Source organism: Kaistella sp. 97-N-M2, from assembly GCF_021513235.1.
Lineage (GTDB): Bacteria > Bacteroidota > Bacteroidia > Flavobacteriales > Weeksellaceae > Kaistella.
Map to the genome: position 1 here is coordinate 2020859 of NZ_CP090976.1, position 22222 is coordinate 2043080.

General features: G+C 40.1%; 20 protein-coding genes. 10 read left to right on the plus strand and 10 right to left on the minus strand.

All coding sequences use genetic code 11. The annotated features are described in order from the left end of the window. The first annotated feature begins 25 nt into the window (after nucleotides 1-25). Nucleotides 26-1420: an MFS transporter gene (locus L0B70_RS09465; protein ID WP_235141558.1), complete on the plus strand. Its 1395-nt coding sequence runs from the start codon at nucleotides 26-28 to the stop codon at nucleotides 1418-1420. Nucleotides 1421-1575: 155 nt separating this feature from the next. Then, nucleotides 1576-2295: a pirin family protein gene (locus tag L0B70_RS09470; RefSeq protein WP_235141559.1), complete on the plus strand. Its 720-nt coding sequence runs from the start codon at nucleotides 1576-1578 to the stop codon at nucleotides 2293-2295. Nucleotides 2296-2305: 10 nt separating this feature from the next. Here L0B70_RS09470 and L0B70_RS09475 read toward each other — a convergent pair whose 3' ends face one another. Next, nucleotides 2306-3223: a DUF808 domain-containing protein gene (locus tag L0B70_RS09475; protein ID WP_235143588.1), complete on the minus strand. Its 918-nt coding sequence runs from the start codon at nucleotides 3221-3223 to the stop codon at nucleotides 2306-2308. Between the two features lie 318 nt (nucleotides 3224-3541). Here L0B70_RS09475 and purM point away from each other — a divergent pair, with 318 nt between their 5' ends. From purM to guaA, 6 genes are all read left to right on the plus strand, one after another. Then, nucleotides 3542-4531 (plus strand): phosphoribosylformylglycinamidine cyclo-ligase, encoded by a 990-nt coding sequence (gene purM, locus L0B70_RS09480; RefSeq protein ID WP_235141560.1) that lies wholly within the window; start codon nucleotides 3542-3544, stop codon nucleotides 4529-4531. Between the two features lie 64 nt (nucleotides 4532-4595). Further along, complete coding sequence (gene purN, locus L0B70_RS09485) at nucleotides 4596-5165, plus strand: phosphoribosylglycinamide formyltransferase (RefSeq protein WP_235141561.1); 570 nt, start codon at nucleotides 4596-4598, stop codon at nucleotides 5163-5165. 41 nt (nucleotides 5166-5206) lie between these two features. Beyond that, nucleotides 5207-5623, plus strand: coding sequence for an endonuclease domain-containing protein (locus L0B70_RS09490; protein ID WP_235141562.1), 417 nt, complete (start codon nucleotides 5207-5209; stop codon nucleotides 5621-5623). A gap of 88 nt (nucleotides 5624-5711) precedes the next feature. Continuing rightward, on the plus strand, nucleotides 5712-7229 hold the full coding sequence (purH, locus tag L0B70_RS09495) for a bifunctional phosphoribosylaminoimidazolecarboxamide formyltransferase/IMP cyclohydrolase (protein ID WP_235141563.1): 1518 nt from the start codon (nucleotides 5712-5714) through the stop codon (nucleotides 7227-7229). 123 nt (nucleotides 7230-7352) lie between these two features. After that, a complete protein-coding gene (gene purD / locus L0B70_RS09500) occupies nucleotides 7353-8591 on the plus strand; it encodes a phosphoribosylamine--glycine ligase (RefSeq protein WP_235141564.1) in 1239 nt (412 codons plus the stop codon). A gap of 179 nt (nucleotides 8592-8770) precedes the next feature. Then, complete coding sequence (gene guaA / locus L0B70_RS09505) at nucleotides 8771-10300, plus strand: glutamine-hydrolyzing GMP synthase (RefSeq protein WP_235141565.1); 1530 nt, start codon at nucleotides 8771-8773, stop codon at nucleotides 10298-10300. 37 nt (nucleotides 10301-10337) lie between these two features. On the opposite strand, the gene L0B70_RS09510 is transcribed toward guaA, so the two are convergent. Next, nucleotides 10338-10970, minus strand: coding sequence for a hypothetical protein (locus L0B70_RS09510; RefSeq protein WP_235141566.1), 633 nt, complete (start codon nucleotides 10968-10970; stop codon nucleotides 10338-10340). 52 nt (nucleotides 10971-11022) lie between these two features. Between L0B70_RS09510 and L0B70_RS09515 the strand changes: the two genes are divergently transcribed. Then, nucleotides 11023-12375 (plus strand): DEAD/DEAH box helicase, encoded by a 1353-nt coding sequence (locus L0B70_RS09515; protein WP_235141567.1) that lies wholly within the window; start codon nucleotides 11023-11025, stop codon nucleotides 12373-12375. A 27-nt stretch (nucleotides 12376-12402) separates the two neighbouring features. Here the strand turns inward: L0B70_RS09515 and L0B70_RS09520 are convergent, their stop codons facing one another. From L0B70_RS09520 to ahcY, 6 genes are all read right to left on the minus strand, one after another. Next, nucleotides 12403-12849 (minus strand): hemerythrin domain-containing protein, encoded by a 447-nt coding sequence (locus tag L0B70_RS09520; protein ID WP_235141568.1) that lies wholly within the window; start codon nucleotides 12847-12849, stop codon nucleotides 12403-12405. A gap of 4 nt (nucleotides 12850-12853) precedes the next feature. Continuing rightward, entirely contained in the window at nucleotides 12854-13510 is a 657-nt protein-coding gene (locus tag L0B70_RS09525) for a GDSL-type esterase/lipase family protein (protein ID WP_235141569.1), read from the minus strand. Between the two features lie 199 nt (nucleotides 13511-13709). Continuing rightward, a complete protein-coding gene (locus tag L0B70_RS09530) occupies nucleotides 13710-14516 on the minus strand; it encodes a hypothetical protein (protein WP_235141570.1) in 807 nt (268 codons plus the stop codon). 1 nt (nucleotide 14517) lies between these two features. Further along, on the minus strand, nucleotides 14518-15354 hold the full coding sequence (locus L0B70_RS09535; protein WP_235141571.1) for a hypothetical protein: 837 nt from the start codon (nucleotides 15352-15354) through the stop codon (nucleotides 14518-14520). Nucleotides 15355-15366: 12 nt separating this feature from the next. Continuing rightward, nucleotides 15367-16197: a hypothetical protein gene (locus L0B70_RS09540; RefSeq protein WP_235141572.1), complete on the minus strand. Its 831-nt coding sequence runs from the start codon at nucleotides 16195-16197 to the stop codon at nucleotides 15367-15369. A gap of 457 nt (nucleotides 16198-16654) precedes the next feature. After that, nucleotides 16655-17968: an adenosylhomocysteinase gene (gene ahcY / locus L0B70_RS09545; RefSeq protein ID WP_235141573.1), complete on the minus strand. Its 1314-nt coding sequence runs from the start codon at nucleotides 17966-17968 to the stop codon at nucleotides 16655-16657. Between the two features lie 184 nt (nucleotides 17969-18152). Between ahcY and L0B70_RS09550 the strand changes: the two genes are divergently transcribed. After that, complete coding sequence (locus L0B70_RS09550; RefSeq protein ID WP_235141574.1) at nucleotides 18153-18764, plus strand: 4'-phosphopantetheinyl transferase superfamily protein; 612 nt, start codon at nucleotides 18153-18155, stop codon at nucleotides 18762-18764. On the opposite strand, the gene L0B70_RS09555 is transcribed toward L0B70_RS09550, so the two are convergent. Both L0B70_RS09555 and porV read right to left on the minus strand, forming a co-directional pair. Next, nucleotides 18740-21001: an FUSC family membrane protein gene (locus L0B70_RS09555; RefSeq protein WP_235141575.1), complete on the minus strand. Its 2262-nt coding sequence runs from the start codon at nucleotides 20999-21001 to the stop codon at nucleotides 18740-18742. The two genes, L0B70_RS09550 and L0B70_RS09555, sit on opposite strands and share 25 nt — an antisense overlap. A gap of 78 nt (nucleotides 21002-21079) precedes the next feature. Next, nucleotides 21080-22204, minus strand: a complete 1125-nt coding sequence (porV, locus tag L0B70_RS09560; RefSeq protein ID WP_235141576.1) for a type IX secretion system outer membrane channel protein PorV — start codon at nucleotides 22202-22204, stop codon at nucleotides 21080-21082. Nucleotides 22205-22222: the final 18 nt, after the last annotated feature.

Consider the following 22222-nt stretch of genomic DNA (forward strand, 5'->3'; position numbering starts at 1 on the left):
TTCTTTTTCATCCAACATAAAAAATATGGCAAAAAAAATAAAACCAAACCTCTCCATTCCTCAGATCATCAACATGAGTATGGGTTTTCTGGGAATCCAACTGGCTTTCGGATTACAAAATGGAAACGCGAGTAGAATTTTCGCGAATTTGGGCGCAAATGTGGAAAGTCTCTCCCTTTTTTGGTTGGTTGCACCGGTGATGGGTTTGATTATTCAGCCAATTATCGGACATCTGGGCGACAATACCTGGAGTCCGCTTGGAAGAAGAAAACCTTATTTTTTGATTGGGGCGGTTTTATGCGCAATTGGCTTGGTCTTACTGCCAAACGCACCCTCAATGTCGCATCTTCTCGCCGGAAATGCACTGATTTTAGCAGTAATTTTTATGGCGATGATGGATGGATCCGTCAATATCGCGATGGAGCCCTTCCGCGCTTTGGTGGGCGATATGTTGCCGAAACATCAGGGAACTCTAGGATTTTCCATCCAAACCATTTTAATCGGAATTGGTGCCGTCGTTGGATCTTATTTGCCAAGTATGCTTACGAATCTCGGAATTTCGAACGTTGCGCCCGAAGGTTTTGTAGCAGATAACGTGATTTATTCCTTTTATGTAGGTGCTGGAATTTTAATACTCTCCATTCTCTACACAATTTTTACAACAAGAGAATATTCGCCACAGGAGTTTGCAGATTTTTCTGATGATGAAAGCGTGGTCGAACATTCGAAGTTCTCCGACATTTTTACCGATTTTGCCAAAATTCCGGCGAAAATGAAGAAGTTAGGGATCGTTCAGTTTTTTTCCTGGTTTGCATTATTTACGATGTGGGTTTTTACCACCAGTGCTTTAGCGACGCATCATTTCGGTTTGTCGCCGGAAAATGACCATTCCTTGGAATATGCGGCTGAATTCAGCAAAGCCGGAGATTTAACCGGGAAGCTCTTTGGGATGTATAATTTTTGGGCCATACCGTTTGCTTTTTTATTAACGCCAATTGCAACGTATATCGGTAAAAAGCAAACGCATGCTCTAGCACTTTTGTGTGGCGGTTTAGGCTTAGTTTCTATGTTTTTTATTAAAGATATCGACATGCTTTGGATCTCCATGATCGGGCTTGGATTTGCCTGGGCAAGTATTTTGGCCATGCCATACGCCATGTTGATCGATGTAATTCCGCAACGAAAAATGGGCGTTTACATGGGAATTTTCAATTTTTTTATAGTGATTCCACAAATTGTAAATGGACTTTTCGGCGGCTTAATTGTCTCTAATGTTTTTGGGAAAATGGCCATCGATTATGTTGTAGTTGGGGGAATTTGCATGCTGATCGCCGCGGCGGTGACGATGTTTCTCATCAAAAATGATGAAAATGAAAGTCCGAAGGAATTAGAAGAAGAAATTCAGCAGGTTCACTTTTAACAACAAATTATTTAAAGAAAGTTAAGCAGTCTTTTGAGCGAACATTTGTGTTGAAGATTATTTAAACATTCACTTCTTACCCTAAATCAATGTTTTTCGATTGGTTAGATGTTACTTTTGTGGTAGAAAATTGATAATAAATAAATAAAAAAAAGATGAAAACAGTTTATCACAAAGCAGATTCCAGAGGTTACGCCGATCACGGCTGGTTAAAATCGCATCATACTTTCAGTTTCGCCAATTATTACAATCCGGAACGCATGAATTTCGGGGTTTTAAGAGTTTTAAATGACGATCAGGTCGCTTCGGGGATGGGATTCGGTAAACATCCGCATCGCGATATGGAAATTGTTTCGATTCCTTTGGAAGGCGATCTGGAACATCAGGATTCCATAGGAACAACTGCGGTAATTAAAAAAGGTGAAATTCAGGTAATGAGTGCCGGAACCGGAGTTCAACACAGCGAGTACAATAAAAATAAGGATGAAATTGTAAAATTTCTGCAGATATGGATCATCCCAAATAAGATGAATGTTGAACCGCGTTACGATCAGATAAGCATTAAAGAAGGCGAAAAACGAAACGATTTTCAACAAATTCTTTCTCCTAACCAAGATGATGAAGGAGTTTGGATTCACCAAAATGCCTGGTTCAATCTGGCGAAGTTCGATAAAGGAAACGCTAAAAAATATCAGATGCACGATCCCAATAACGGCGTTTACATTTTTGTTTTAAAAGGTTCTGCAAAAGTGGGCGACCAACATTTAGAAACCAGAGATGGATTCGGGATTTGGGAAACTGAAGGATTTACTTTGGAAGCCACAGATGATTCCGAAATCCTTTTAATGGAAGTTCCGATGGAATTACCTCAATAAGGTTTTAACTTCAGTTCCTAAAAAAAGGGTTGCATTTTTTTGCAACCCTTTTCGTTTTATTTAAAATCTTACTTTTTGGCAAGCGCATAGATTTTTTTCCAAATGTTACTACTGCAACCATTATCGAACCTGCAATAATTCCATATAAAAATTGTTTCGGCATTTCCGGCACCTGCGGTAAAAAATCATGTACTTCTTTAATGTTGTGGTCGAAAATTCCACCTGAAACCAGCAACAAAGCAATCGTTCCAATAACGGCCAAAGCTTTAATGATGAGGGGTAATGCTTTAACCAGTAAATTTCCCAAAGTGGTAAGAAAACCTTGATTATTTGATTTTTTGATGAGTTTAAAACCCGCATCATCCATCCTTACGATCAAGGCTACAATTCCATAAACGCCGATGGTTGCTAAAATTGCGACCACACAAACCGTCATAATTTGTATGGGTAAACTTTTGTCCAGTACAGAACCTAAAGCAATAATTACAATTTCTAAAGACAAAATAAAATCCGTTGTAATAGCAGATTTTACTTTTGTTTTTTCCGCACCTTCATCCTGCACATCTGAAATCGTTTGTTCTTGCTTTTCCTTTTTATGAAAGAAATATTCGACGATTTTTTCCATGCCTTCGTAGGCTAAATAAAGCCCACCAATAATCAGTACAATTTTTATTACCGCGGGCAAAAAAAACTGCAGCAGGAAAACAATGGGAACAATAATTAATTTATTCAGAAACGAACCTTTCGTAATGGACCACAGAACCGGAATTTCCCGCGAGGATAAAAATCCGGTCGCTTTTTCTGCATTTACAGCCAGGTCATCGCCCAAAATTCCCGCTGTTTGCTTCGTCGCCACTTTTGAGGCTACAGCAACATCATCCATCAACGCAGCAATATCATCTAAAATTGCAAAAAATCCTGACGCCATATTTAATTTTTTAAGTTGCACAAAAATATGCTTTTCGTCTATATTTAAACCATCGGATGTTATTAAAAGTTTAATTATTAAAAAAAACATTTGGGAAATTTCATTTAAAATCTTACTTTCGCAGAACAAAATTTTTTAAAGTGAAAATGCGAAAATTAAATTCACCCACAGAAAAATTCCAAAAATATGGAAGTATAATTTCCGCTGTAAAATAAAGAAAAAGCCGACCATCAGAATGATTGTCGGCTTTTTTATTTATAGAAATAAATTTTATCGCAATTAAAAAGAAATAATTCAGATCGTAATTTTTAAAGAAAAATGAGCAACACTTACAAATCCGCCGGCGTCGATAAAGAAGAAGGATACAAAACCGTCGACAAAATAAAGGCCGCCGTCTCCGAAACCCATAATTCTAATGTGCTGAACAATCTAGGAAGTTTCGGCGCATTTTATCAGATTGCAGGGTACAAAAATCCTGTTTTGGTGAGCGGAACCGATGGCGTGGGAACAAAATTAAAAGTCGCGCTGGATTCCAAAAGATACGATTCTATTGGCGTGGATTGTTTTGCGATGTGTGCCAACGATATTATCTGCCATGGTGCAAAACCCTTATTTTTTCTCGATTATCTGGCCTGCGGAAAATTGGACGCCGATATTGCTGCAGAAATTGTGATGGGAATGGTGAAGGCCTGTAAAGATAACGACTGTGCCTTGATTGGCGGGGAAACTGCGGAAATGCCCGGCATGTATAAGCCCGGCGATTATGATGTCGCAGGTTTCTGCGTCGGTATTGTCGAAAAAGACCAGATCATCGACGGTTCTAAAATTAAAAAAGGCTGCAAAATTATTGCCTTGCCGAGTTCTGGTTTTCACTCCAACGGTTTTTCTCTCGTACGAAAGATTTTTCCGGATTTTAATGAAGAATTTGAAGGCAAGCCTTTATACGAGACCCTTTTGGTGCCCACAAGACTGTATTACCAGCCCATTCATAAGGTTCTCGAAGAATTTAGCGTCTGCGGTATTGCCCACATCACCGGTGGTGGAATTATGGAGAATATTCCACGCATCATTCCGGAAGACCTGTGTGCTAGTATTGATACGGCAAAAATTAAAATTCCGAGTGTGATGCTCGAATTAGAAAAGCGCGGAAATATTGATCGCCTGGAAATGTACGGAACTTTCAATATGGGTGTCGGAATGGTTGTTGTAACTGATGCCGAACATGCCGAAAAAGTCTTGAACTTAATCGACGATGCTTACGAAATCGGTGAAATTACGGAAGGTTCCGAAAAGATAAAATTGATCTAAAATTTACGAATCTAATAAACTCAGACTTTTCACTGGTATACTGAGAAATTGGTCATTAAATAAAATGAAAAATATCGTGGTCTTAGTTTCGGGCAGCGGAACTAACTTACAGAGGATTATAAACTGTGTCGACACGGGAGAAATTCCGGACGCAAACATCTCAAAGGTGATTGCAGACCGCGAGTGTTTTGGTCTCGAGCGTGCAAAAAAGCACGGAATTCCGACGCAAGTAATTCCACGCGGTAAAACTTTTTCAGAAGAACTCAAAGAAATTCTCCCCGAAAATACAGATTTAATTATACTGGCAGGTTTTTTATCAATTTTAAATAAAGAATTTTGCGAATCTTTTCCGGGGAAAATAATCAATATTCATCCGGCTTTGTTGCCCAAGTTCGGCGGAAAAGGAATGTGGGGACATCATGTTCACGAAGCGGTTTTAGCGGCAGCCGAAAAAGAAAGCGGTGCCACGGTACACTATGTAACTTCCAGCATCGATGAAGGGGAAATCATCCTTCAAAAATCATTTGAAATTTCAGAGGGCGAAAGTTTAGAAAGTCTGCAGAAAAAAAATTATGAGACCGAATTTGAGATTTTTCCGAAAGCGATTAATAAAGTGCTGAATTTTCCCCTCTAAAAAGAGGGGTGTCCGAAGGACGGGGTGTGTACAGAAATAAAATGGAAAAGAAAACGCTAACACATAGCGATGGCGTAGAAATCTTTAGAAGAAAAATCGAAGTTCTTCCGAAAAATAAGGATCTTCTTGCCCGTTCAAGAAGTTTAAGAAAAGGTTATGTCTTGTCCGAAGTGATCTTTTGGAAGCAGGTTCGAAATAAAGAATTTCACCAGATCGATTTTGACAGACAAAGAATAATTGGAAATTATATTGTCGATTTCTACATTAAATCTCTTGGTCTAGTCATCGAAATTGACGGGTCGCCGCACGGTAATAAAGAAGAGTTGGATAGAATCCAGCAGCAATTCTTAGAATCACTGAATTTGAAAATTTACAGGATTTCGGATTTCAGAATAAAAAATGATTTAGCAAATGTCATGAAAGAACTGGAAGATTTCATTATCAAAAATTTTTCTTAACAGTCCTAACACCCCGCCTTCGGCACCCCTCTTTCAAAAGAGGGGAAGCCAAAAACCAAAAATCTAATAAAAAGTAAACAGAAATAAAATGTCAAAAAGAAGAGCGCTCATCTCGGTTTCCGATAAATCCGGACTCACAGACTTAGCAACATTTTTAGAAGCAAATAACTACGAACTGGTTTCCACTGGCGGCACCTTCAAGCATCTTTCAGCAGCAGGTTTGCATCCCATTCAAATTGATGAGGTCACCGATTTCCCCGAAATGTTAGACGGACGCGTAAAAACGTTGCATCCAAAAGTTCATGGCGGTTTGCTGGCTGTGCGGACGAATAAAGAGCACATGAAAACCGTTCAGGAACACGAAATAGGTTTAATCGATATGGTCATCGTTAATTTGTATCCGTTTTTCGAAAATGCCAATTCCGATATATCTTTGGACGAAAAAGTAGAATTTATCGATATTGGCGGCCCGTCAATGTTGCGTTCGGGCGCAAAAAATTACAATTCGGTTACGGTGCTCACTGATGTTGCAGATTACGCAAAAGTTCAGCAGGAGATTGCCGAAACGGGCGATACGACTTTGGAAACACGGAAAAAATTGGCGGGAAAAGTTTTCAATCTGACTTCCGCGTATGATGGTGCGATTTCAAAGATGCTTCTGGAGGAAGAATATCCGCAGTATTTAAATGCCTCGTATAAAAAATTTTCAGACTTACGTTACGGCGAAAATCCGCATCAAACTGCAGCATATTACGTTTCCACGACGGATAACGGCGCGATGAAGGATTTCGAAATTTTGGGCGGAAAAGAATTGTCCTTCAACAATCTTCGCGACATGGATCTGTGTTGGAAGGTCGTCAACGAATTCAAAGAAGAACTGGCCTGTTGTGCGGTGAAACATTCTACGCCGTGCGGTGTTGCGGTGGGAACTTCCGCGTTGGAAACCTACAAGAAAACATTTGAATGCGATCCCGTTTCTATTTTTGGCGGAATTATCGGGATGAACTTTACAGTTGATGGCGCCACGGCCGAAGAACTCAACAAAACATTTTTAGAAATCGTGATGGCGCCGGACTTTACCCAAGACGCGCTCGAAATCTTAAGAAAAAAGAAAAATTTAAGAATCATCAAAATTAAAAATCCCGTCTCCGACGCTCAAACCTGGGTGAAGGTAGATGGCGGAATTTTAGTTCAGGACAATGACAATCAGTTTTCCGATCAAATTGAAACCGTTACCGTTTTCAAACCTTCCGAAGAGCAGGAGAAAGCACTGCTGTTTGCGCAAAGAGTCGTAAAATACGTAAAATCCAATGCGATTGTCGTTTCTAACGGTTTTCAGGCGTTAGGAATTGGCGGTGGACAGGTAAACAGAATTTGGGCCACGCAGCATGCGATCGAACGGGCAAAAGAGAAATTCTCCGGCGATATGGTTCTGGCTTCTGACGCATTTTTCCCTTTCCGCGATGTCGTAGATTTCTGTGCAGAGCAGGGCATTAAAGCAATTATTCAACCCGGCGGAAGCATGCGCGACGAGGAAAGCATTGAGGCTGCAAACGAACACGGTATTCCCATGATGTTTACCGGCATGCGTCATTTCCTCCATTGATTCCTCAGCCAGTGCAAGCGGAGTAGTAGTTTTAACGTAAATTAAGAAAATTTTCTTTCAACTAAATTTGAAATCCATTTACAAATGAGTAATTTTGTAAAATTCTAAATAAGCAAAAAAATAATGAAAATATTAATCGTAGGAAACGGAGCCAGAGAATCTGCAATTGCTCTGAAATTAAGTGCCGATCACAGAATTTCTAAAATGTATTTCGCAAAAGGCAACGCGACCACCGCAAAACTGGGACAAAATGTATACGAAGACAGCGTGGCAGGTCTGCGGGATTTTGCGATCAACGAAAGAATAGATCTTACGATTGTCGGGCCGGAAGCACCTTTAGTAGAAGGAATTGTCGACGAATTTAAAGCACATAACCTAAAAATATTCGGTCCGAGAAAAAGAACGGCAGAACTGGAAGGCAGCAAAGCTTTTTCCAAAAAGTTCATGCAGACGAACAATATCAAAACAGCAAAAGCCGTAGTTTTCGATGCTTATCAGGAAGCGATGGATTATGTGAAAACCCAAAAATTTCCCATCGTTATTAAAGCCAGCGGTCTTGCGGGCGGAAAAGGCGTTGTAATTGCCGATGATCTTACCGAAGCAGAATCCACCATCCACCGTTTTATGATCGAAAGAATTTACGGCGACGCCGGAATTCAGTTGGTAATCGAGGAATACTTGCGAGGATTTGAAGCTTCCATTATCGCCTTTGCCAACGGCAAAAAACTGTTTCCGTGCATTCCCGTTAAAGACTATAAAAAAGCCGGAACGGGCGACAAAGGTCCAAACACAGGTGGAATGGGAAGTGTAGCGCCGAGCCCGGAATTTACCGACGCACATTACAAAGATTTCGAAGATCATATTTTGGCCCCAACTTTAGCCGGACTTAACGCTGCCAATATCCACTTCAAGGGATTTATCTTCTTTGGCTTAATGGTGACCAACGAGGGCACTTATCTGCTCGAATACAATATGCGATTAGGCGATCCGGAAACTCAGGTGTTGCTGGCGTTGCTGGAAAACGAACTTTTCGACGTTATTATGGACTGTCTGGAAGGTCGCGACATCGAACTCAAATTTAAAGACGAAAAAGCAGTTTGTCTTGTAATGTGTTCTGGTGGCTATCCGCACCGCATCGAAACGGGCTTTGAAGTTCGAAATTTAAATCAGGTAAAACACAGCCAGGTCCTGTTCGCAGGCGCCAAAAACGTCGGCGACAAAGTTCTAACGACTGGTGGCCGCGTTCTGAGTGTGGTTGCAACAGGCGACTCTTACGAAGAAGCGCGCAAAAAAGTATACGAAGATGCTTTAAGTATTAAATTCGATTACGGATTTTACAGAGAAGACATCGGGAAGTTTTAAAAAGCAAAAGGCGTGATTTTTCACGTCTTTTTTTGAAGCTATTTCCCGCTTTCCGCTGCAATCTTTTTTTCAAAAAAGGATTTCCGTTGCAATCGGGGCTAGTTACGACTCCATTTTCATCTTCCTCAGACCTTAAAATAACGGTTCAGCACAATTCAACCCTAAATAGAAAACCTTACATGAACAACGGTATCATTATTTTAGATTTCGGTTCCCAATACAACCAATTAATCGCCCGCCGAATTCGCGAGCACGGCGTTTATTCCGAAGTAATTCCTTTCAATACTCCACTTGCAGAAATTATTTCGAAAAATCCCTCCGGGATCATTCTTTCCGGCGGTCCCAGTTCTGTGAATGTCGAAAACGCTCATTTAATAGAAAAAGAACTGCTCGAAAAAAACATTCCTGTTCTCGGTATTTGCTACGGCATGCAGCTTATCACGCATTTATTAGGCGGAAAAGTAAAAAAAGGCATCAAAGGAGAATATGGTAAGGCCAAACTGCAGATCGAAAAGTCAAATGCCTTGCTGGCTGGCGTTAGCCGATTTTCCACGGTTTGGATGAGTCATTTTGATGAGGTCGAATCTGTGCCCGCCGGTTTCAATATTAATGCAGTGACCGATGTTATTTCTGCCATTTCCAACGAATCCAAAAAGATATATTGCGTTCAGTTTCATCCGGAAGTTTCGCATACCGAAGAAGGTGCAAGAATGATCGAAAATTTCATTTTCAACATCTGCAAAGCCCCAAAAGACTGGAAACTGACAAATTATATAGACGAAACTATTGCCGAGATCCGCGCAAAAGTCGGTGATCAAAGAGTCATTCTTGGTCTTTCCGGCGGCGTCGATTCCTCTGTGGCCGCTGTTTTAATTCATAAAGCCATTGGCGACCAGCTAACCTGCATTTTTGTTGATACAGGTTTGATGCGCAAAGACGAAGCAGAGAAAGTGATGAAAAATTACGGTGATCATTTTCACCTCAACATCAAATTGATCGACGCTTCTGAAAGATTTATGACCAAACTAAAAGGCATTTCAGATCCTGAACAGAAAAGAAAAATTATAGGGAACGAATTTGTGGCTGTTTTCGACGAAGAATCTCATAAAATCGAAGGCGCAAAGTTTTTAGCGCAAGGCACAATTTATCCTGATGTTATTGAAAGTCAGTCTGTAAAAGGGCCTTCATCCGTCATTAAATCTCACCACAATGTGGGCGGACTGCCGGAAGAATTAGGTTTCGATTTGTTAGAGCCGTTGCGTGAACTCTTCAAAGACGAAGTTCGAAAAGTAGGAGAGGAACTTGGCATTCCGCATCATTTGGTTCACCGTCATCCCTTTCCGGGCCCGGGTTTGGGCATCAGAATTTTGGGAGAAGTTGATGAAGAAAAAGTGAAAATATTGCAGGAAGCCGATGATATTTTTATCGAGGAACTCTACAAAAATAAATTGTACGAAACAGTTTCGCAGGCTTTCGTCGTGTTGCTTCCGGTAAAATCGGTCGGCGTAATGGGCGATGAAAGAACATATGAGTACACGGCAGTTGTTCGGTCTGCAAATACCACCGACTTTATGACGGCCACTTTCAGCAAATTTCCGTGGGAATTTTTAGAGAACATTTCCAACCGGATCATCAACGAAGTTCGCGGTATTAACCGTGTTGCTTATGATATTTCGAGTAAACCACCCGCAACAATAGAGTGGGAATAGCTTTGGAAAAGGTGAAATGAAACTTCTGGGTTCGCTTTTAATCTATTTTGATTCCTCTTTTTTTCAGTCTCATTTTGAAATAAGGCGTTTCGAATTTTAAAGTGTCAGCAGATTGATAGTATTTTACGGTGTTTTGTAGAAAGTTATATTCGGTTTTAAACGGAATTTTATCGTAAGAATTTCCGAGTAAAACCGCTACGGAATCGCCTTTCCAGTACGCTTCCTCCACCCAAAACGACGGGCCGAAAAAAGCAATTTGCCTTGCTTTTTTCTGCTTTAAGTCGACAAGTACCACTTGCTGATCCGCTTCAAATCCCGCTGTCCCGTCAGCTTCCAAAAACCAGTTGTAACTGTCGAAATCCAAATAGTGATCTTTACTTTTATTAAAAACTAAAAATGGCTTATACGTTTCATTGAAGCCTTCTTTATTCAAAATTGGTACAGAAGTTTCGCGAAAAGAAATTTTTGAAGTTTCTTTTAATTTAAAATTATCGAGTTTGAAATCCGGATTTTCACTTTGATAATACTGTAACCATTTATTTAAAGAAGAGTCCTTTTGTTTGGTGATTTGGGCAGACTTTGATTTGCTTGTATTTACATTCGCGGGCGGTTTCGGCTTTTGATCACATGAAAACAGAAGCGCTAAAAGGAGAAAAGCATAATCTTTCATTCATCGAAAGTACAAAATATTCTAATCCTGCCAAAAAACCTATCTTTGCAAAATGGAAAAAACCACTTTTGCGGATTTCGATTTGCCGGAAAAAATACTCGATGTTTTAGCAGACTCCAATTTATTTGAACCGACGCCTATTCAGGAAAAAAGTTTAGGGCCCATTCTTTCGGGTCGGGATGTCATGGGTATTGCGCAAACCGGGACCGGGAAAACGCTGGCGTATTTGCTGCCCGTTTTGAAAAATTGGAAGTACAATAAAAGCGGAAATCCCACCATTCTTATTTTGGTTCCTACGCGGGAATTGGTAGTTCAGGTGGCGGAAATCGTTACAAATTTAACGCAGAACATGACCGCACGCGTTATCGGAATTTATGGTGGAAAAAATATTAAAACTCAAAAGCTTCTGTTTAACGACGGCTGCGATATTTTGGTAGGAACGCCCGGCAGAACCATGGATTTGGCCATCGATAATGCCATCTCCCTGAAAGAAGTGCAAAAACTCATCATTGATGAATTTGATGAGATGCTGAATTTAGGTTTCAAAGCACAGTTGACGCACATTTTCCAGATGATGAAGGAGAAAAGACAGAACATTCTTTTTTCTGCAACCATGACAGAAGCGGTCGATGCTTTGCTCTACGAATATTTTTCCGGACCTCTGGAAATATCTCTGGCGAAATCTGGGACACCGCTGGAAAAAATTGAGCAGGTTGCTTATAAAGTACAGAACTTTAATACCAAAATCAACCTTTTAGAACATCTGCTGAAGAAAGACCAGGATTTTTCGAAAGTATTGATCTTTTGCAATAATAAAAGGCATGCCGACCAGCTTTACACTAAAATTGAAGAACTTTTTCCGGACGAGTTTGATGTAATTCACTCCAATAAATCGCAGAACTACCGTTTGAACGCGATGCGAAGTTTTGAAAAGCAGGAAGTCCGCGGTTTGATTACCACCGATATTATGGCGAGAGGTTTGGATATTTCAGACATTACCCACGTAATTAATTTCGAAATTCCGGACGTTCCTGAACAGTACATTCACAGAATTGGTAGAACTGGTCGCGCAGATAAAGAAGGAGTTGCCGTGTCGTTTGTTACGAAAAAAGAGGAAGTTCTTTTGCTGGAAATCGAAGTTTTGATGAATAAGGAGGTTACGTTTGTAGATTTCCCCACAGAGATTAAAATTAATCCGACGAAAATTGCTTCTGAAAAAGATGAAATCGTGATGAAAAATGCCAACGTCATTAAGTTGGAAGAAGGTGGTGGTGCTTTTCACGAGAAAAAAGATAAAAACAAAAAGGAAAATTGGGGTGGTCCTCACGCCAGAAAACTTCCGAAAAAAATCGGGGCCAACCGCGCGCAGGAAAAAGCGAAATCGAAGGCCAAAAGAAAAAAATAAACCCCAAAACCTGGGGTTTACTTTTGTTCACTTCCAAAATATATCTTCGTATTCCGGTTCCTTTAATTCGGGAAAATCCAGTTTTAGAAGGTTATTCAGTTCTTCCTCGCTTGCTTTCGCTTCAATTTCAGGAAATATCTGTCGTTCTTCCGTCCGGATGTGCAGTTCCAAAAGATCCCGAAAGGTTTGAATCTTTTCCGGATTATCAAATCCTTCACCAATCATTTTTTCAAAGGCGCGGTGCTGCGAAATCGCTTCGTCAATCAAGGGATGATGATTTCCTAAAAGAGGAAATAATGTTTCTTCTTCCTCCGCAAAGTGAGGTTTCAGATTTTTTTCGTAAAACAGCTGAATATACCGCGAAATTCTTTCCGGTGAAATATTCCGTTTTAAGCCTTCTTTTAATTTCCAGCAGAGCAGAAGACCAAAATGATGGTCGCGGCTTAACTGTACCAATGCGTCGTGTCTTTTCATAATTTTATTTTAGGTAGGGTTCCATTTCTTTTTTCCACAGTTCGTAACCTTCGGGTTTCATGTGAAGCATATCTTCCAAAAACAGATCTTTTCGAATTTTGCCGTCGGGAGTTTCCATACTTTTGGTAATGTCGATGTAGTCGGCGTTTGGCTTTCGCTTCATAAAATTTTCGATCAGTTGATTGGTCGCTGCCATTTTTGGCCAAAGGTTCTTACGACTTGGAGAAAATTTTATTGAAATATAATCCACCGGGATCTTTGGATAATACTTTCGTATCGCCGCATAGAATTTTTTAAAACGGTTAAAAACTTCTTTTGGCGCTACATTCTGATCTTCGGCGAAATCATTTTCGCCACAATAAATAATAATCTGCTTTGGCGAATAAGGTTTTAGAAGATCATCTGAATAAAAATTCAAATCCTTTAAAGTCGAACCTCCAAAGCCCCGGTTGATAAATGTTTTATTCGGAAAATACGTTCCAACGTCGGTCCATTTTGTAAAAGAGGAACTGCCAATTAAAAGTGTAGCAGATTTTGGAGGCGGATGATCTGCATCGCTTTTTTTGAAGTTTTGGATGTCGTCCCAGAACACGGGGCGCTCTTGGGCCAGAGCCGAATAGCTAACCACAAGAAGCAGGAAAAGCGAAAATATTTTTTTCATAATGATTTTATTAGCGCTAAAATTAAAGAAACTGTTTGGCTTAGGAGTGAACATATATCTTATCCTCTCAAATTTACGATTAAACTTTTAAAGTTGAAATTTAAGAGTTTTATCTATCAAAATAACTTTAAATAAAAACTCCTCAAGCTAAAAAGCTTGAGGAGAAAAAAATCATTTGTGTTTATATTGAGCTATTTTTTTATTGAGTAACCTGTGCCGTAACAAATATTCGCGCCATATCGTTATTAATATTGCTGCAGTTCGACGTATTTCCGCCATAGGTTACAGAACTGTAGCCCGAAGTAAGCTTGGGCAAATTTCTGCCATATACGCTTACCGTATAATTTCCTATGGGTAAATCATCAAATACGCCGGCAAGGTTAAATTTTTTCCAGTTACAGACGTAATTTTTACCAACTTCGCTAAATTTCCTGGCGATCTTCAACTGGCCATTTACAAAAACACCGATCGCAAACTGGAATTCCTGGTCCGTACCGGAATCATTATTAATTTGTACCATCCCTTCGGTAATGATGTAATTGGTATTTGTGGTTTTTGAAATAGTAATTGTTGTTGAAGCTCCTAAACTCGTCCATCCGGTTGTAGAATCGTTTAATGCAAACAAAGGCATCGTCGCCGGAAAAACGGTATTAGCCGTGCTTGCCGTGGAAGCACCGGAAAAGTTTTCGGTAATTTTAATGATCGCTGTTCCATCTGCTACTCCGAAGTTTCTGTTCCATTTTCCGGCTTCCCAAAAGTTTAATTTGTTTGTATTGGTATTAAACACCATTAAACCCTGAACAGGCGTCGGAACTGTTACAGCATCCGTATCACTTAGCAAGGGAACCCGCGGGAATAATACACCACGTTTATCATCTACCACCTGAAGTACCGCACTCGCATCCGGGACGGTGGTTGGCGAACCATTCGCTGTAATTAGGAGTTGAGCTTTCGGCAAACTCAAAAATAATAACAGCACTAATAGAGAATATGTTTTGGTTTTCATATTAAAATACATAAGGTTGGTTAATAAATACAGTTCCACTTATGGCGGCTTCAAAAGCGGAGAGCGTTGCCGGGGAGCAAGCGCTGTTCGGTCCACCATAAGTTACCGTAAGGCCGGAGATGTTGGGCGAGGAAATGTTCCGAATGGCGAATTTTACAACGTGAGATCCTTTTGTTAGGTTTTTTGTATTGCCATAAATCAGATATTGGCGATAAGAACAGGGAACCTGAAAGTCCAGAAAAAGTGGCTTAACATCCACTAATTTATCATCAACAAAAAATCCAATGCTGGTGCTGATGCCACTTGTATTCGCACTGGAGCTGTTATTGGCCTGAAACATACCGGTAGTACTCATTAAAACGTCATTCAGTGGGCGATCTACGGTTACGGTTTTTGTGAGCGCAGGGATAACGGTCCATTGCGCAGGGTCTAAAGCTTCTCCGGCAGCGTGCGGACTGTAGCCTAGAAATTGTCCGGCAGCACGCGTAAAAGTTAAAGGCGTACTTGAGGAGCCGGAATAATACTGCACCTGATTCAGCAAATTGGTCTGGTTGATGTCGCTGAAAAAATAATCCCATTTCGCGCCGTCCCAAAAATAGTAGCCGGTACGGCCGAGAATTGTACTGTTAGTATTGTACACAATCATGGATTCTTTCGGATTAGGAATCGTGGTAACGTCGGTTTTGCTTAAAAGCGACACGATTGGAAAGGTTGTTCCCTTTCCTGCGGAAAAAATGTCCAGCGCAGCCGAAGGATCCGGCGTTCGTGTGTTAATTCCCACCTGTGCGGGGAGTGAAAGAGTGAGTAGAAACAGGAAGAAGATATAAAAATTTTTCATCGGTTATGTCTTTTATTGTTCTGAAATTTGGATGTTCATGAGCGATTTGTCCATTAAAGGACTTAAGTTGGAGCACGCCGAATGTTTTGCGCCAAAAGTGATGCTTTGCGTTCCAACTTCGGTAACACGTAATGTTTCCCGCAGTTCGATCAAATGATTGGTGCCCGTTGTAATATTTTTCACATTGAAAAACACATTGAAGTCGTTGTATAAACATGGATCATTCCCCGTGATGATAAAGTTACGCACCCCCGCTAATTTTGAATCTACAAATAAACCAATGGAGTACGACATAAAAGTGTTATCTGAGGATGTAGAGTTTACCTGTGCCACACCACTGCCTGTGATAGAAACTGTATTGACGGGAGAAAAAACGTTGATCTGCTTGGAAAGTCCTGGGATTAACTGCCAGTCATGCGCCGAGGGTGCTTCACCTAAATTATACGAGACTCCGGTAATGGGTGACGCATCGTTAACGCCGCCTGTAGAAACGGTTGTTTCTGCACGAAGGATACGGAGGTATTTGTAAATATTACTTGTATTTAGAAAAGGGTTCCATTTATTATTCAGCCAATAATAAAAACCTTTCCCTGTGGTAATGTTGGTGTTATAAGCGATCAGTGAATTTGCCGGATTTGTTACAGGTGCGGCATTATTCAGGTCAGGGATCGATATATTGGGTAGCAAGACGCCTTTGTTGGAAGAAACTATCTTTAATATTTCCGAGTTGTCGAAGGTGGTAACATTATTACCAATTCCTACCTGAGCATAGGATATACCAAAAGACACTAGGAATCCTAGGAATAGATTTTTTTTCATCATGTCGTGTTTTGTGTTGGTCAAATTTAGTTTTATTAATGACCTCGCACCAAGGGTATTAACACCTTTTTTTAAGGGTGTTTTCACCTTTCTCGAATTTCATCCGATTTCCTGCAGCCTTATTTCTGCCTTATTTTGAGGAAGTTGCATTTTTTTTTCTGAAAAAGAGGAGATCAGTTTCTGTCGCGCTCCAGGTAAACTTTCTTCAAAAAGAGAGCAGTTGTAACGCGACATTTGACGACAAATTCAACTCGCGAAACCGCACTGAAAAAATGCCGTCACTTTTATTTTCCCTGCGAAGGAAAGTCTTTAAAGTAGGCGATATACATCTTCAGCTCAGGTCGTGCAAGATTGAAGCAATGCCCCGACAGAAAGTTGAGAACTGAAATGTTCTTTTGTTTCAATGCTTAATCCAATCAACAAAAAACGCTCTGAAATTTTCAGAGCGTTTATATAATTCATTCAATAATAATTGAAAATCTTAATATCTGTAATATTCCGGTTTGTAAGGTCCTTGAACTTCAACACCAATATATTTAGCTTGTTCTTCTGATAAAGTTTCTAATTCTACCCCTAACTTTGCAAGGTGCAAATAAGCTACTTTTTCATCTAAATGTTTTGGCAACATATAAACTTCATTTCCGTAAGCTGCGGAATTCGTCCACAATTCAATCTGCGCAAGCGTTTGGTTGGTAAATGAATTACTCATTACAAAACTTGGGTGTCCTGTTGCACAACCTAAATTTACCAAACGGCCTTCTGCCAAAATGATGATTTCTTTTCCATCGATATTATAAACGTCAACCTGCGGTTTCACCTCATATTTGGTAGCGCCGTAATTTTCGTTTAACCACGCCATATCGAGTTCATTATCGAAGTGACCTATGTTACAGACAACAGCTTTATCTTTCATTCTTTTGAAATCTTCACCTTTAACGATATTGAAGTTTCCGGTTGTGGTAATAATAATATCTGCATTTTCCACTACCGTACTTAATTTTTTAACTTCAAAACCGTCCATTGCGGCCTGCAATGCACAAATCGGGTCGATTTCGGTTACCGTTACAATAGATCCGGCTCCTTTGAAAGAAGCTGCAGTTCCTTTACCTACATCACCGTAGCCACAAACTACAACTCTTTTACCGGCCAACATTAGATCTGTTGCCCGACGCACTGCATCTACTGCAGACTCTCTACAACCATATTTGTTGTCGAATTTTGATTTTGTTACCGAATCATTTACATTGATTGCCGGCATTACCAAGGTTCCGTTTGCCATTCTTTCATAGAGACGGTGAACGCCTGTCGTCGTTTCTTCCGAAAGACCCTTAATGTCTTTAGTCAATTCCGGATATTTATCGAAAACGAGATTGGTTAAATCGCCACCATCATCCAGGATGAGGTTCAACGGTTTTCTGTCTTCGCCAAAAAATACAGTCTGTTCAATACACCATTCAAATTCATCTTCATTCATTCCTTTCCACGCGTAGACAGGAATTCCTGCAGCTGCAATTGCTGCTGCGGCATGGTCTTGTGTAGAGAAAATATTACAGGAAGACCACGTAACATCGGCACCCAAAGCCACCAAAGTTTCAATGAGAACGGCAGTCTGAATCGTCATGTGAAGACAACCCGCAATTCTCGCTCCTTTCAAAGGTTGAGACGGACCGTATTCTTCCCGAATCGATATTAAACCCGGCATTTCTGCTTCTGCTAAAGTAATTTCTTTTCTTCCCCATTCTGCCAGAGAAATATCCTTAACTTTATAAGGAACGTATTGTGTAGTTGTTTCCATTTATATGAATAATAATTTTTGCAAATATACAAAATCTCTTTTTTAAGTTGATCTGCGTTTGGAAATATGTGTTATGCAGCTGGTCTATGAGGATTTTTTTTGAGTTAAATTTGAAAAGAAATTTAGTCTCAGTATTTACTTCATTATATGCAGATTGCTTAATTTTACTCTTTAATAATTTTTGATGCCACTTTACAGAGATTTTTCTAATGACACCGCCACTATTCTTCTTTGGAAATATGATGAGCAGGAAGAACTTGACCCTTCAAAACTCCTGGAAAAAGAAAACTTCGACAAAATTAAAGACTATCATCCCACAAAAGTGAAAGAATTGCTTTTGGTCCGAAAAATTTTAAAATCTGTTTTGCCCCATCACCAAATTCTGTACAAAGAGAGGGAGCCGTATCTTTCTCCGCAGGATTTCGAAATTTCGGTAACGCATTCGTTTCCGTACGCGGCACTGGCGATCTCAAAAAATAAAATTGGTATAGATATAGAACCTTTTAATGATAAAATTGTAAGAATTCAACATAAATTTTTAGACGAAAAGGAAAGTGCTTTTATTGAGAAAGAGCATGAAGTTGCTTATCTAACGATTATTTGGTCGCTGAAGGAAAGTCTCTATAAAATTCATCACTCGAATTACTGGTCGCTGAAAAAACATTATGAGGTTAAGCCTTTTCGTTTGGATTTTCCCTTCGATATTAAATGCAGGGTTCACGATGAAAAAGTTTCAGATTTATTCAGCGCCCGAGTAGCCTTTTTTGAAAATTACTGCATCACGATTGTCGACTGAATTTCGGGTGCTAATTTTTCGACCACTTTTCGCTGTTCTTTGGCCGCATCGTAAATCAATTCCAAAATTTCCTGAAGATTCATCAATTCCGTTAAATGCGTAACCCTGTTCGGATCGCGCCGGTTTGATATTTCGTTTTCCACAAGCTCGTTTCTGCGGATCTCTAGGAGTTTTTCTACAGAATCTTCCGGATGCAGGGCGCTTTCGTCCGCTATTTGTTGGTTAAATTCTTTCTGGTCCAAAATTAAACTCGTTCTCGTTAATTCCGCAAAAATTTTGCGGTTCCAGCTTTTAAAATCAATTTCGGGATAATCGGCAGCAGATCTCGAATATTGGGAGAATGAGGCGATATATGCGGTAATCAGATGCGAAGTATTCACAAACTGGTGAATGTGTTCCATTTTTTTCTGCTGATTTTTCGGGTCGGAGATCATGCGTTGAAAATTGTCGGAAAGGTTTGCCAAATTGATAACTGCATTTTTTCGTTTGAGTTTGTATTCCTCTAAAATTCTGTTGTGATTCTTAAAAAAATCCATCACAGCTTTGAAATATTCCAGGTTGCTTTTCGCGGCTTTTTTCATCAACTCCAGGTTCTGAGTATGTTCCCAAACCGGTAAAATAAAATAAGAAACGCCGAACGCCACAATTCCGCCGATAACGGTATCTAAAATTCGGTCTTTAAAAATTAAATTCACGTTCCCCGGCTTCAAAAAATTAAAAGTCAGGAAGATATAGATTGTCATAAATAAAACTGCCCAAAAGTAATTCGCCTTTAAAAAACTGAAACACAAAATCATACTCAGCAACAATATTGCGAAAAGGACCGCTGGGCTAGTAATCCCGAACAGAAAAATATAGGCGATCACCGCACCCGCAACCGTGCCGTAAAGCCGCAGGAGGTTTCGGTGTTTGGTAGTGGAGTAGGCGGGCCGCATAATGGCAAGCACGGTAATTAAAATCCAGTACGCATGCCCAATGCCGATGAAATCGAATTTAGAGAATAAATAACCGATAAGCAGCGCAAGAACAATCCGTATGGAATGCCGGAACTGCGAAGATTCCAGAGAAAAGTTACTCCAATAAACTTTGATGTTTAGTTTTTGAGTACTCGGTAGAAATTTTTCCAGATCTAAGCCCGTTGACAGACTTTTCGCAAGCTTTTGATCCTGAACAAAAACTTTGTAAATAGTTCTGATCTCGTCCGTGATATCAGTTATCCGCACCAGGATTAATCTCATAACCATGAAGTTTTCCAGATTTTCGGGCGTTAGGTTTTTGGTCCGCAAATCGAAATATTCTTCAAATAATTTTTGTAGTGCTACATCGATATTTCGCAGCGGTTTTGCTTTGGAGCCACTTTGCAGGGCAATTCCAATATTGCTGAGTTCGTCCGCGATCTTTTCGAGATATTCGCTGATCGATTTTAAAAAGCCTGTTTCGCTGAAACTTTCCTGAATTTTTTTGTAGTCACTGTCCGACGTCATTAGTTTTTCGTGCAGATCGATGGAGTTTAGAAACATCAACATCAATAAACGGCTTGTGGTGGTGGATTCGTTGACGATTTTCCGGGTTTTAAAAACGGTTTCGCGCGTTTCTTCCTGTAGATTTTTAATTTTAATCTGTTCGGCGATAATCTGCGAGTACAATTCGGTAAAATCTGGATTATTTAAATAGAATTTAGACTTAATGGTCAAATAATCCGCAAGCATTAAATAATTTTCTCCAATCATTTGCCCCGCCAATTTGTACGGCTGAATCTTTGAAACGACAAGAAAGACGAGCAGATAACCGACGGATCCTGCCAAGAAAATAAGGGAACTTTTAATTATATTCGTCCCGGTTAAATGACCGTCGATAAAAATAGCCATAACCACGAGCGAGAGCGAACCAACTGCAGCTAACCGCTGACCGTAAACGCCCATCATGGAGAAAAAAAGACCAAAGAAAATGATTTCTACATACACCAAAGGCGGATAATCTTTCAGAAAACTTGCGATCACCGCAACGGAAAAGAAACAAATTATGGCTAAAATCAGGGAGTTTCGGCGACGTATAAACGGGCCCGGCTGATCCGTCAGCCCAACAAAACTTGTCGCGAGGGGAAAAAGAAAATATTCCTTCAACAAACCAAAATGAGCTAAAATGATGCTCGGAACTACGATTGCCAGGGTAATTCGCACTGCAGAATAGATGTACTGGCTGGTGGCAAATTTTTTAAGTTCTGTGGCGTAGTTCATTCCGTAAATTTAAGAGAAATTTTGCATTAAAAAAGTCTCAATTTCTTGAGACTTTGTGATATTTTAAATAAGAAATTCTTAATAATCCTGTGCGTTGGAAGATTCTTCGCCAATATTCCAGGTTAAACCAAATCTCAAGGTGTTATCAAGGGCGCTATTTACTTTGGAGGTGTTAATCAGATAAGACATATCCAACCCGAAAGACTGGTATTTTAAACCGACACCTACCGTTGCGTATTGTCTGGCTCCCTGCTCTTCACTTTCGTGGAAATAACCTCCTCTTAAAGCAAACGCATTATCGTATTCGTATTCAACGGCGCCACTTAACATGGTACTTTTTTTATTGCTGAATGATTTTCCGATTCCTTCCAGAACGCCAACATTCGGAACATTCCCCGTATTATCGGGACCCGGAACCAAAATTTTGGACGCTTCGAAATTTAATCCTACACGGTTTAAATCATCGATAAACAAATCGTAACCTGCACCTAATCTCGCCATGGTCGGAAGATAAGATCTGGATTCATCATCGCCGGTATAATCGAGTCTCGGTCCTAAATTCTGAATGGCAAAACCACCTCGCGCGCGTCCTTCAAAATCGTTGATGCTGGTGTGTTTTGGAGACATGAAATATCCTGAAACATCAACTGCAAAAGAGTTCGCAGCCTGCAAAGTGTTGTCGGAGTTAAATCCACCGGATAAATCTGAACGGATAAATCTACCTGTAACCGCCATGGAATAGGTATCTGTAAGTTTTAAACCGTAGGCAACATCGATGGAAAATTCATTGGGTTTGGCAGTTCCTAACTGTACCACTTCATTGCCCACATAGTCGGTAAGATCCACCGCTCCCATATTGAAATAATAGATACTTGCGGAGATGGTAGCCCTTTCTTCGTCGCCCAAAAATTGGTGGTAAGCACCGTAAAGCAAAAACACGTCATTTGTTAATTTACCCATGTATGGCGTGTAATTAACTCCAATTGCCGAAGTTGTTTTGCTGAAGGGATATTTAGCGGCATTCCAGAACTGAGAAAAAGCGTCTGTAGTGGTGGCGACCCCTTGATCTCCCATTCCTCCGGCTCGGGCATCGGGGGAAATTCTTAGAAAAGGAGCACCGGTAAGAACGGGCTGAATTTGTGAATAAGCGGCCATACTTATTCCTAATCCTAATCCTAAAAATAGTTTTTTCGTCAATGTCATAAAGTAAATTTTTTATCG